A 12299-nucleotide genomic window follows, 5' to 3' on the forward strand; every position below is an offset into this window, starting at 1 on the left:
GAGGAGACTAGCACTGTGCAATTTTCAGAGAATATTTATATTCTCATCTGGTGATTATGGCATGAAGGTAACACCCGTTCCCATACCGAACACGAAGGTTAAGCTTCAATGCGCCGATGGTACTGCAGGGGTGACCTTGTGGAAGAGTAGGTTGTCGCCGGGTAATAAAAAAACACTAAGTTTAACTTAGTGTTTTTTTGCGTAAATATAATTGTTACTATGGTATTTAACTTATAGTCTAAATCTAGTTCTGTTTCACATTTCTCCACTTACTCCAGTAATTAGTTTTTTCATAATATGACCTTTATCTTAAATATTCACCAGAAGTTATATTATTAAGCCACTCTTCATTTTGTAAATACCAATCAATTGTTTTCCCTATTCCTACCTCAATGTTGGTTTGTATGTGCCAACCTAATTCTTGCGTAATCTTTTTTTGGTCTATACCATATCGCATGTCATGACCTTTTCTATCTCCCACATAAGTAATTAGATCTTCATTAACTTTTTTATCTTTGTTTATATTTATATAATTTATGATTTTTTTAACTATTTGTAAGTCATTTATCTCGTTATGTCCACCTATATTATAAACTTCACCGTATTTTCCATATTTTATAACTATATCTATAGCGCTACAATGATCTTCAACGTAAAGCCAATTTCTTATATTCATTCCTGATCCATATATCGGTAGGTTTTTATGTTTTAAGCAGTTGTTAATTATTAAGGGTATTAATTTTTCAGGAAATTGATATGCTCCATAATTATTTGAACATCTTGTTATATTGATAGGCATCTTATAGGTATCAAAATAGGCTTGAACTATTAAATCAGCTCCAGCTTTACTTGAAGAATATGGACTATGTGGAGCTATTGGAGTAGTTTCAATAAAATATCCTGTATCTACAAGAGAGCCGTAAACCTCATCCGTGGATATCTGCAAAAATTTCTTTTCTTCTTTAAAAGTATCACCTGTTAACCATGCACTTTTGGCGGAATTTAGAAGAGTAACTGTGCCTAACACATTAGTTTTAACAAAAGGTTCAACATCATTTATACTTCTGTCCAAATGGGTCTCTGCTGCAAAGTTTACAACGTAGTCAATATCATTATCTGAAAATATATTTTCGACTATTTCCTTATCACATATATCCCCACGAATAAAAGTATAATCTAAATTGTTTTTTAAATTTATTAAATTTTCTAAATTACTATCATAAGTCAATTTGTCCAAATTTATTATTTTTATAGCAGGATGTTTTTTAAACATATAGTAAATAAAATTTGAACCTATAAATCCACATCCACCAGTTACCAAATAAGTTTTCATATATATTCAATCCCCTTTATACTAAACTTTTATTTCTATATTTTTGAGCTTTTTTGATGTTTATCTTTGTCTGATAAAAATATCTATTCTACTTCGTCTGTTGATCACTTACCTTTTTTAGAAAAGTCTTTATTTATTAATATATTGTAGTTAGTACAAATTAGTTCAAAACATTATTTTAGTTAATTCTTTACCGTAAGGTGTATCACTAATATAAATAATTATAAAAGGTAAAACACCTAAAAACTTCTTCATAATTATGCACTTTCTAATTGTTGTTTACATAAGTTATAGAGTGCATGTAAACTGAATTTTTTAATTAATTATGGTGTAGAAATTTAATGTAAGTAGTAATACCTTGCGGGGGTAATGGATTTAATGATTTTATGCGTTAGGTACAAAGGACAAATGATAATGTAGTATTTCATGGATATGTGCTGAAAAAAAGAGAAAGGGTGATAAGCGGTTCTATCACTCTCTCATTGTAACGGTTAAGAAGATTTTTCTAGAGCTGTTATTATTAAAGGTTTATCTTTGTTAAATTCTCCAGCTATAGATTGTCTAATAGTTTGAATTTCATCATCAGGTATTCCAGGTATTTTTTCTTTAATTAAAGTTTCAAACATAGCTACCTTAAGTTGAACCTTATCTCCAACTATTTCAGATAGTCTAAAATGTTCTTCAACTATATTCCAAATATCCCAAGCAATAGATTTTGTTTGCTGATAATTTGTTAGACCTATTTTAGCCACCAAATAGTCAACAATTTTGGGTGTAAATTTAACTAATTCCTTACCTGCATAAGCTAAGAATCCTGTTAGAGACGTGAATAGTATTGGATAAAATATTGATAAAAAATCATTCATTTTATATTAACCTCCAATTTTTATTTAATATAATCTACTGCCACATAGCCACCACTTGTACCAAAATAAATGCTATAGAAATTGCCAACTTTTTTAGCAATTTTAACGGTATCATTTTTTTTAAGTTGGCCTATAACCTTATACCCTTCTCCTGCACTACTTCTAACATTCAAAACACTTGCGGTAACTATACCAGTTGTTTTTGGAGTAATTACTGCTTTAACCAAATTCCGGGCTACTTTAGGTGCTACTATAGGGGTTGACTTTGGTGTTAAGAATATAGCATCATTAAATTCATTCATATCAACATTCCCAGTGATACCTACTACAGTGCCTTTTTCTGTATATTGGTGTCCTGCATATTTAGTAGCCATAACTACTCCACCATAATTAGCAATCCATACTGAAAGGTTCTTTACTGTACTGTTAAGATTATCTCTATAAAAGTAATCTCCTGTATAAATTCCAACTTCTTTATTCTTGGATATAAGATAATCCGCAAATTCTCTTGTTGCTTTACTTGCTTTTGCTATTGTCCACGTTCCCTCTACATCAATAATATATTTGCAGTCAGAAACTAATCCATTGATAGAATTTAAAAAGTGTTGGGCTTCAAGGCTTGGACTTTTATTTGTTAAATAATGATAAAATCCTATCTTAAGACCGTTCAACTTTGCGCCTTGATAATATTCTTTCAGCCTTGGATTTATATATTCAGTACCCTGTGTGGCTTTAATATATACTATCACGATGCCATTACCTTTTACTTTAGCAAAGTCTATAGATCCTTGATAGTTCGAGATATCTATTCCCTTGTAACTACCCATTAATATAACACTCTCCTGTTTTTTTTCATATAATAGACTTATTTTTTATAAAATTGGTATTACATCTTAGATCACTAGTTATTTTTCAATATAAATCGCATTACTTAACATTATAAGATGTTACCACTACAGTCTATGAGTACTAATAATAAATGGTTACACATAAATGACAGACATTACTTAGTTCTTTTGATAAGTAATAAGGAACAAATAACATAAATGTTGCTAAAAATATCACAATAATAATTGATGAATCACAATATTAATAGTTTGCATTAAAAAATATAGAAATCAACAATAATCAATAAACTCATAATACAAAAGCAATTAGTTTAAATGAATAATAATGCTAAACTCCTTTTGAGATAATTTAAAGGAATGTAGCACTTGAATGTTTTAATTAAGCTTTGATACTTTTTTGTGAATCAATTATTGTTTGATATAATAATATTATTATTACATCAATAATTTGATCTTTTTTCTCCTTTATATTTTTATTGGAATAACAAATAATTTTAAGGTTTGCTAGAAGTTCAAATATAGTATTGTTATCATTTTTGGAGAAACTTTCAATATAATTAGTTGGAATAGTATCTTCAGCGTAGAGCTTATTCGATTTTTTTAAAGCTAACTCTACAAAGGTTATTACCTTACAATATAATATATCTGAATTATTAATATTATCATTAGTTTCATCTATAAGCATAATTTGGTCAATAATAGATTTACATGCATCATATCTAATTTTTAAAAATATTTTCATATATATATCTTCTAAATTAGTAATTTGCGAATTTATTATATACTGAATATCAGAAAGTTCTTTCTCCTTGTCTCTTGATTCTTCTAACATATTTTTCAATAATGGTATTTTTAAGGTCTTTATTAATAAAGGCAAAAAATTTGTGGGAAAAGGTACTCCTAATAATGTTAAATTTCCTAGAATACTTACACTTTCTGTAATTGCTAAAAAAATAATAATTATCTTAGATAACATTGTTGTAGTTACTATTGGATTAAGAATAAGCTCTAATAATCTAACTGTAATCACGGAAACTGCATAAGTGATAATTTTTCTAATACATTTTCGTAATCCTGTACTAGAAAATCTTTTATATTTTATAGAAGCAGCTACTCCTGTAAAAGTATCTAAAATAATAAGAACCAAAAGAATAATATATGAAGTCTCCATGCCCATAAAAATTTGAGTAAAGAAACCTAACATTCCAAATATTCCATATAATTTTAGTAAGGTGTCATTTTTGTCCATTTGCTCATCTCCATATTTTCAAAAATCTAAAAAATCACACAAATAATAAAAATACTATTTATCGGTATAATATATGCCGAATTAAAGAAAAACGATATAGCTCATGACGGTTTTTAAGCGTTTTAATTATTGTCACATTAAAACAATAACTTCATATATTATAAAGGGATGAGATATCCTCAAAATTAAATTCAAGGAGATGTTCTGATTGGCAAATAACGTAAGTTTTGATACTCCGCCTTCTAGTACAAATTATGATGTAGCAACTACAGGAACTGTTGCTGGGTGGTCTACCGCTCGTGTTATGGTTACACTCACAGTTAGTGGTACTAATGCGGCAAGAACTTCAACGCAACAAGTTTTTTATAGAGAAAAAAATTATAATAATACAGCAACCTCGACTGCATCACATGTTAGTGATACCCTTCGTTTAGCTATCACACCAATGTTGCATGCTAACGAGACAGTAGCAACTGTTGTAAACTTTGGTTACTAAAATTAAAATTAAAGATTAAAAAATATGGAAACATGGAGTCATTGACTCCATGTTTTGTTAGTAAAAACTATAATATTGATTTATATTAGATTTATATGAGATAGAAAAAAGTGGGGTACAGAAGTGTACCCCACAATTTTTATTAGATCTATTTTTTTAGTATATCTAGTCCAACTGAATCATATATATCAAATTCCTTTATGGAACGTATTATTTCCTTTTTAGCAATATCAATATATCCATAATTATTGTAAAGTTTCCCAAGATAGAGAAGCGCAAAATCATTATTTATTAAATTAAGCAAGTTTACGGCTATTTTTAATTCATCGAATTTATTGTTTATAATCAGTATTTCACAAATTTCTAGTATAATCATAATATACTCGCTTTCATTTTCATCTTCTGATAACGTAGCTGTTGGTTCATTTGTGAATAATTTTACTAGCTCAGAATATACATTCAGTAGTTTTTTATTATATTCGGATAAAGTCTCTTCTTGAAAACTACGTACTGAAGATGATGCAAGATCATAATTGTTGTCTAATATGCTACCTAAAACCTTATACATTAATAAATGCACGTGAATAGGGGAATTTTCATCTATCGTGTCCATATTAATGCATTCATCAAAGGCATTAGCTCTAACAAAACATTTAGCGGTTAACATTGTAAGATTTTCGGTAGCAATTCCCAATTTTGCACATTTTTCAATATACTCTAATGCTATTTTATAGAATCCTTCATTATAGAATATATCTGCAATAATGGCATAGGAACTCGGAAAATCCGAAAACAAACTTACCAAAATAGACTTAAATTCATCAAGAGGTGTGTGTTTTTCTTTTAATATATGACATATGCAATAAAAAGGATCTATGAAATCCGGGTTTGATTTTGTAGCTTCAATATAATAATTATATGCAGCATCATAATCATTAAGGCTCATATAGGTATTACCTAATTCATAATAAGCTTTGAAGCTTCCACTTCCATAGAAAAACTTAAATTCAGAAGATGGTTCCCCAAGTTCAATGCATTTTTCCAGAGCTTTTATTTGAAGTGTAGGTTTGCCTAAATCTTTATAGACAAGAGATTTAAAAAAATACAAGTCGGTAAACTCAGGATAATATTTAGCAGCAATATCTATAAAGTTTAGTGCATCATTGTATTCTTGTATATTATAATTTGAAATAATTATTCGTAGAAGCAATATAGAACTAAACCCGGTACTAGGATCAAAATTTTCATAAGCTTTATAATAATATTCAAGAGCCTTTTTTACTTCACCTAAAGATGTATATTCATTACCTAGATTAAAGTAATTAAATTTATTAGTGGGTTCTTTTTTTATTTGTTCATTTAAAATTGTAATATTCCGGTTTCTTTTGTTTTTAGAGGTTATGATTTTGTTCAAATATCCATAATGGTGTATTTTTATAGAGCTACAAATTGTATCATATTTACCTTGTGCATATACTAACTGATTATGAATTCTACCCTCATAGTGAATTTCACGGTTATTTTTAAACATTCTTGGGTTTAAATTAACGGTGATACAATTATTATCAACAATATCTCCGTAGTAGCTTAATGTCTCAAAAAAATAAAGTGTATTTTCATCTAATTCATTATTTAAGAATAACTTTAAATTTTCTTTATATTGGGCACGTAATTCATCGTCTGCATCTAATATTAATATCCAGTCTTTAGTAGCATATTTTAATGACTCGTTTCTAGCTTCACTAAAATTATTATTCCACTTAAAGTAATAAACTTTAGCACCATAACTTTTGGCAATTTCTACTGTCCTATCGATAGATCCTGTGTCAACAATAATTATCTCATCAACAACATCTCTAATACTTTCAAGGCACCTTGGCAAGTATTCTTCTTCATTTTTTACAATCATGCACAGACTTACTTCATTTTTCATTGTATTTCCCCCTAATTTCAGTTAACAATTATGAGTACAAAAATTAGTACTTCTCTATTAATCATTAATTGAAAACGTCGCTATTTTATTGTACTAAAGCAAAGTTTAATTTTTTGCTCGGTACATAATATGCATAGTTAAATAAGGGTGTACCTAATTCTATCTATCCTTTATAAGATCCAGAAAGACTTATAGTTTCAGTATCTCCTGGATTTTCTTGGGGAGTAACAGCAATATTATAAAATTTGTCTATTGCAAGTGGAGTGCAACTTGCGGAATTATCATATTCATCAGTAACATAATAATTATCAATATGACCAGTACCGCTTCTAGTTACCGATAGAGTTACAATAATTACATATATTGAGAAAGGAGCTGCTATTCCCGTAACTTCAACTCTTCTTATTGTTGGTATTGGGGGTATTGGTGGATTTGGGTGGGGGGGACAATTGCAGGGATAATATATGACCTTCATTGGAGTGCTATTTTCATGTATTATAATGGAATTTTTAATACTATAAACTACTTTTATAAATGGAGTTAGATATTTATCATTACATATTGCTGAACCAAATTTAGCGATAAAATTATTATTTTTTTTACATAAGATTATACCTTTATTAGATGCTGGATTCCTAAGCCATAGTGATACAATCTTTGTGAGATTGGCTGTAACTGATATTTTAGATGTTAGTGGAAATAGGTTGCCTTCAATAAGGGTGTTAATTTCCGGTGGATTATTGTACGTAGTGTAGGTACTAAAGTAGTCAAACAGTTGATATATATAAATACATTTTCTATTGTCCTTATAGAAATTATCAGTTTTAAATAACACAAGTTCTGCATTGGATATTTCAGCATTACTGGGTATTCTGGAAATATCAAAAAATAAGAAACTAGAATAAGTATATAACCCGTCAGTTCCTACAGTTATACTGTCTTCATTGATATTTCCATCAGGAATTTTATTTGTTAATGTAAGACTTTTAATTGATGGTATTATAATGCTTTCCAAATTAACACGCCCTTATATTTTATTACTATGCAGCGCAATCAAAGTTTTAGAAGTAACTAACACCTTGTATATAACTTTAAGAGATTTTTGGCTATTATATTTGAATCATGATACCTTTCCACAAAACCTCTACCGTCTTCACCTATTTTTTCTAGCATATCTTTATTTATAATCAGATATTCAAGCTTATCTTTTAAATTATCCGGATTAGCGGAAATAATGGGTAACTCTTTAGGATATTTATCTTTCATAGGATCACTAATATAACATATTACAGTTTTGCCCATAGCCATAGCCTCAATGGCGAGTAAACCATAGGACCCTATACGCAACTGATCAATAACTATATCTGCCTCTTCATATATTTTTTTTGCCTGCGTATGGGACATACCTTGGACTAATTTAAAATTAAAAGTGTACTTATACCTTAATTCCTCTATTACTTTTAGCACTGATTCAGTACCTTTTATTTCTGGTGAGGTTGGCGCATGTACAATGCATAACTCTTTCTTTTTTTCTTTATTTTTTATGGCGTATTTTTGGATATCTATAGCTTGTTTTATAAAAAATACATTTTTATAAAAGTCCTTTACGTATTCATATAATTCGCCATCTGAAACTATACAGGTATCTATACATTTACCTAAGAATTCAAGTCTATCAGTTATATCTTTCTCATTTGTAACTTTTACTTTTACATATGGATTGTATTTTGACGCTACGGAATAGAGCCTAACATCTGATCCCCAATGTTGCATAAATGTTTTTTTACATAAATCTTTAAGTAAAGGTAAATCAGAATAATTCATAGTAAGGCTTGTTCCAAAATGAAAATGGAAAATGTTGTTCTCATTTATTAATTTTACAGCTAATTCTTTACTCAATCTGTCGCGTGTATTATTGTCTACTGACAATAAATCTAAATTATAATCTGATTTATAGTCTAAGTAACTAGGATAGTAATTTACAGATTTGGCATCTACACCCTTTGCTTGTAGTGCTTTAGTAATAGTATACATTTGATTGGCAATTTCCATGGTTCCATGAATTATGCTTAATGATTCCAATTTATATCCCCCCGTGTATATAAGATATTTTTGAATTTTTAATAAGTAAAGTGTTTAATATCTAACTATCTATTAATATAAAATTAAATATAATTATATAATATTCTTCTTTATGGGATATGTTCTTATACAATTAATGTAATTTTGTGAGAAACGACTAAATGATTTAAGGAATATTCTATAACCAGAAGCAATAAAATATTGTTAACAGATGATATCAAGTATACAATGACGAAATAATACAATTGATTACATCTGAATATTTCTAAAGGGGATTTTGGATAGCTATGTCTAATAAAATCTTAATAACAGGCGGAACAGGATTTATAGGGGGAAATTTAATAAATTCAATAAATACTGAAAATCATATTATAAATATAGGAAGAAATAAAAATTTGATATGTGATAATATTCTTTGGAATTTAGAGGATAAATTGGATGGTTTATTCCTCAACAATGTGGATATTATTATACATTGTGCTTCAATAGTAGGTAATCAAAATATTAGTAAATCGAAGTATATAGATATTAATGTAAAATCAACTTTAGAATTATTAGAATTTGGACTGAAAAATAACATAAAGAAATTTATTCTAATATCCACTGGTGGTGTGTATGGATTTAGTAAAAAAACACTTTTTGAAAATGATATCTGCAATGCAAAAGAAATATATTCATTAAGCAAATATTTTTCTGAAAAATTATGTGAATTATATAAAGATAAAATATCTATTGTGATTTTAAGATTATTTTTTCCATATGGAGAGGGACAAAAGGGGAGACTAATTAGTAATTTATGTAATGATATTTCTAAAAAAAAGAAAATTATGCTCAGTAAAAACGGACAGCCTATAATTAATCCAGTACATATTGCTGATGTCGTAAATATTATTAAAAATATTATAGAAAATGATTTAGATGGGACATATAATATCTGCGGTAATGAGTTTTTGTCTATAGAGCAAATCTGTAGAAAAATTGCAGTTATACAAAATGTAGATGATGTTCAGTTTACGTATGGTGATAATGATGTAGATAATTTAATGGGAAGCGGCGAAAAAATACGCAAAGCATTAAATTATAATATGCAAATAAATTTAGACGAGGGACTTAAAACATTCCTAATGTCATCAAAAAGATAAGGAGGAATTTAAAATGCAAAGTAAATTATGGACAAGTGAAGGAGCTGGAATTCCAGAAAAGAATAAGCTTAAAAAGTGCGGTCAAAATGTAATAATTGAAGATGGTGTGAGAATATTTTTTCCCGAGAATATTGAAATAGGTAATAATGTTTATATAGGGCACGATACTATATTAAAAGGTTATTATAACTCCATCTTGAAAGTTGGCTCTAATACATGGATTGGTCAACAATGTTTTATTCATGGTGCAGCAGGTGTTACCATTGGTGATAATGTAGGAATTGGGCCAATGGTGAAGATTCATGGAGCAAAACATAAAGAAACAAACGAAGATGTTCTAATATTATTTTCAGCACTAGAATATTTGCCAATAATTATAAAAGATAATTGTAATATTGGGATGGGTGCTTCAATTCTCCCAGGTGTAACTATTGGAGAGGGAAGTAAGATAGGATCTAACGCAGTGGTAAATCGTAATATTCCAGCATTATCTATTGCTGTTGGGGTACCTGCAAAAGTAATAAAAAAAAGAGTTTAAAAAATCAACATTATTATATAACCTTTTGTTGCGGAAATAGGTAATATAATAATGTTGACGTGATGTTGCTTAATGTACGATATGTGAGATATCTAGTGTATATTGTACTTAGTTATTTTTTAAGACTTTTATACCATTCAATAGTTTTAGTTAACCCTAAAGTTAAATCAATTTTAGGACTATAACCTAATAATTCGACTGCTTTATTTATACTTGGCACTCTAAGTTCAACATCTACATAGCCTTTTGGAATGTATACAATTTCTGACTTAGAGTCAGATATCTGTTTTATTAATTGTGAAAGCATTGCAATGGTTATTGTTCCTCTGGGATTACCAATGTTAAAAGAATTACCTACAGCTGCCTCTTTATCAAGACATAATAATAAGCCATTAACAAAATCATCAATATAACACCAGGATCTAATTTGATCACCATCGCCATGTATTTGTATCTGTTCATTTTCTATTGCTCTTATTATAAATTGATGAACTGCGCCTTCACCGACTTGACCAGGACCATATATATTAAAAGGCCTAATAGTAACAGCCTTAAGGCCATATTCCTTATAATAGCTATGGGTTAAATGCTCTGCTGCTAGCTTACTTACTGAATAAGTCCATCTAGCTTCACCAACTGGAGCCAAGTTTGTTGTACACGTTTCATCTACTTTATAAGCATAAGACCCAAAAACTTCACTAGTAGAAAGAGCAATAAATCTATCAATATAGTTAGCATGGCGCTTTAAGACCTCTAAAATATTTGCGGTTCCTATCATATTTACTTTCATAGTGTTTACTGGGTTTTTAATAACAGTCTCTATTCCTGCAATTGCAGCAAGATGAATCACAATATTAGGATTGAAGTCATCTACAGCTTTTTTGAGTGATGAATAATCTAAAATATCACCTTTAATTAAATTTATATTTTTTTTCCATAGTAGTGAAGTATATTTAATAGAATTTCTTGTTAAATTATCATAAATTAAAATTTCGTTATTGTTATATAGAAGTTCAATTAGTTGAGAGCCTATAAACCCAGCTCCACCAGTTAAAAAGATTCTTTTATTTTGCATTTATTTATCTCCTCATTCAGTTAATATAAGTAAGAAAATTATATTAACATAAAATTTAATTGAATTCTTATATGAGCCCTTAAATATATTATATTTAATTATAAATTTTTTGTGATAGTTTTGAAAAAAGATTTTGGGATGAGTGAGAAATAGATCAATTATGTAATAGATGTTATAAATCAGTGGTAAAGGTGTACTTAGATCTTTGTAGAATGGATAACAAGAATATGATGTTAAATCTAGCAGGATAAAAAATGCTAGATTTTTATTTTGTCTTAGAAATATTGTAGGAATGGTAGATGTGCTGATACCTGGTAGAGTAATGTAAATTTTATTTATCAAATAAAATTAGTTGATAATATTTAGCCATGTGTATCGGAATGCGGAATATTGAATTATATAGATATATATGTAGGAATATGAAGATAATCTAATGAGAGAGTCGATGTTATAAAATTATGAATTTATTTATATGATAAAATACTTTTTGTCGTCACGAACGAGTGGCTTGGCAAATTAGATGTTAATTACAATTTAATAGTTTATATGAAAATAAATTATAAAAAGTAATTGACAAAACAAGAGATACCTAGTAAAATAGTAGAAGTCGTCACTTGATGGCAAAGCAAATTGGTCTTTGAAAATTAAACAGAGAAATAGGTAAAGAAATGAAATAATATTTTATTTTAACCAGTTAATTACTTTAGAAAAAAGTAATATTTTAGTCGTAAGACTAA

Annotated in this window: 11 protein-coding genes and 1 rRNA gene; 4 read left to right on the forward strand and 8 right to left on the reverse strand. The window is 28.5% G+C overall.

Translation table 11 applies throughout. The features are described 5' to 3' along the window. Nucleotides 1–46: 46 nt before the first annotated feature. Nucleotides 47–163 (forward strand): 5S ribosomal RNA (rrf, locus tag VIM70_RS03105). A gap of 141 nt (nucleotides 164–304) precedes the next feature. Here rrf and rfbB read toward each other — a convergent pair. The 4 genes from rfbB to VIM70_RS03125 all read right to left on the reverse strand — a co-directional run bounded on the left by rfbB (nucleotide 305) and on the right by VIM70_RS03125 (nucleotide 4296). Beyond that, nucleotides 305–1333, reverse strand: coding sequence for a dTDP-glucose 4,6-dehydratase (gene rfbB / locus VIM70_RS03110; RefSeq protein WP_331944031.1), 1029 nt, complete (start codon nucleotides 1331–1333; stop codon nucleotides 305–307). Between the two features lie 491 nt (nucleotides 1334–1824). Beyond that, nucleotides 1825–2199 (reverse strand): hypothetical protein, encoded by a 375-nt coding sequence (locus tag VIM70_RS03115; RefSeq protein WP_331944033.1) that lies wholly within the window; start codon nucleotides 2197–2199, stop codon nucleotides 1825–1827. A 20-nt stretch (nucleotides 2200–2219) separates the two neighbouring features. Continuing rightward, nucleotides 2220–3026 (reverse strand): GH25 family lysozyme, encoded by an 807-nt coding sequence (locus VIM70_RS03120; protein ID WP_331944035.1) that lies wholly within the window; start codon nucleotides 3024–3026, stop codon nucleotides 2220–2222. A 400-nt stretch (nucleotides 3027–3426) separates the two neighbouring features. Continuing rightward, nucleotides 3427–4296, reverse strand: coding sequence for a phage holin family protein (locus VIM70_RS03125; protein ID WP_331944037.1), 870 nt, complete (start codon nucleotides 4294–4296; stop codon nucleotides 3427–3429). Between the two features lie 208 nt (nucleotides 4297–4504). Between VIM70_RS03125 and VIM70_RS03130 the strand changes: the two genes are divergently transcribed. After that, nucleotides 4505–4792, forward strand: a complete 288-nt coding sequence (locus VIM70_RS03130; RefSeq protein ID WP_331944039.1) for a hypothetical protein — start codon at nucleotides 4505–4507, stop codon at nucleotides 4790–4792. A gap of 148 nt (nucleotides 4793–4940) precedes the next feature. On the opposite strand, the gene VIM70_RS03135 is transcribed toward VIM70_RS03130, so the two are convergent. The 3 genes from VIM70_RS03135 to VIM70_RS03145 form a co-directional block, all read right to left on the reverse strand. Then, nucleotides 4941–6725, reverse strand: a complete 1785-nt coding sequence (locus VIM70_RS03135; protein WP_331944041.1) for a tetratricopeptide repeat-containing glycosyltransferase family 2 protein — start codon at nucleotides 6723–6725, stop codon at nucleotides 4941–4943. A gap of 163 nt (nucleotides 6726–6888) precedes the next feature. Next, nucleotides 6889–7740 (reverse strand): DNRLRE domain-containing protein, encoded by an 852-nt coding sequence (locus VIM70_RS03140; RefSeq protein ID WP_331944043.1) that lies wholly within the window; start codon nucleotides 7738–7740, stop codon nucleotides 6889–6891. A gap of 56 nt (nucleotides 7741–7796) precedes the next feature. Beyond that, entirely contained in the window at nucleotides 7797–8807 is a 1011-nt protein-coding gene (locus VIM70_RS03145) for a glycosyltransferase (protein WP_331944045.1), read from the reverse strand. 287 nt (nucleotides 8808–9094) lie between these two features. Between VIM70_RS03145 and VIM70_RS03150 the strand changes: the two genes are divergently transcribed. Continuing rightward, nucleotides 9095–9949: an NAD(P)-dependent oxidoreductase gene (locus tag VIM70_RS03150; protein ID WP_331944047.1), complete on the forward strand. Its 855-nt coding sequence runs from the start codon at nucleotides 9095–9097 to the stop codon at nucleotides 9947–9949. A gap of 13 nt (nucleotides 9950–9962) precedes the next feature. Then, nucleotides 9963–10487 (forward strand): acyltransferase, encoded by a 525-nt coding sequence (locus VIM70_RS03155; protein ID WP_331944049.1) that lies wholly within the window; start codon nucleotides 9963–9965, stop codon nucleotides 10485–10487. A 112-nt stretch (nucleotides 10488–10599) separates the two neighbouring features. Here the strand turns inward: VIM70_RS03155 and VIM70_RS03160 are convergent, their stop codons facing one another. Next, nucleotides 10600–11562: an NAD-dependent epimerase/dehydratase family protein gene (locus VIM70_RS03160; protein ID WP_331944051.1), complete on the reverse strand. Its 963-nt coding sequence runs from the start codon at nucleotides 11560–11562 to the stop codon at nucleotides 10600–10602. Nucleotides 11563–12299 lie beyond the last annotated feature (737 nt).

Source organism: Clostridium sp. (assembly GCF_036569345.1).
Lineage (GTDB): Bacteria > Bacillota > Clostridia > Clostridiales > Clostridiaceae > Clostridium_AD.

Excerpts from the sequence above, each read along its gene's own strand:
- rfbB (WP_331944031.1), bottom strand. The coding sequence starts at position 1,333 with ATGAAAACTTATTTGGTAACTGGTGGATGTGGATTTATAGGTTCAAAT.
- VIM70_RS03115 (WP_331944033.1), bottom strand. The coding sequence starts at position 2,199 with ATGAATGATTTTTTATCAATATTTTATCCAATACTATTCACGTCTCTA.
- VIM70_RS03120 (WP_331944035.1), bottom strand. The coding sequence starts at position 3,026 with ATGGGTAGTTACAAGGGAATAGATATCTCGAACTATCAAGGATCTATA.
- VIM70_RS03125 (WP_331944037.1), bottom strand. The coding sequence starts at position 4,296 with ATGGACAAAAATGACACCTTACTAAAATTATATGGAATATTTGGAATG.
- VIM70_RS03135 (WP_331944041.1), bottom strand. The coding sequence starts at position 6,725 with ATGAAAAATGAAGTAAGTCTGTGCATGATTGTAAAAAATGAAGAAGAA.
- VIM70_RS03150 (WP_331944047.1), top strand. The coding sequence starts at position 9,095 with ATGTCTAATAAAATCTTAATAACAGGCGGAACAGGATTTATAGGGGGA.
- VIM70_RS03155 (WP_331944049.1), top strand. The coding sequence starts at position 9,963 with ATGCAAAGTAAATTATGGACAAGTGAAGGAGCTGGAATTCCAGAAAAG.
- VIM70_RS03160 (WP_331944051.1), bottom strand. The coding sequence starts at position 11,562 with ATGCAAAATAAAAGAATCTTTTTAACTGGTGGAGCTGGGTTTATAGGC.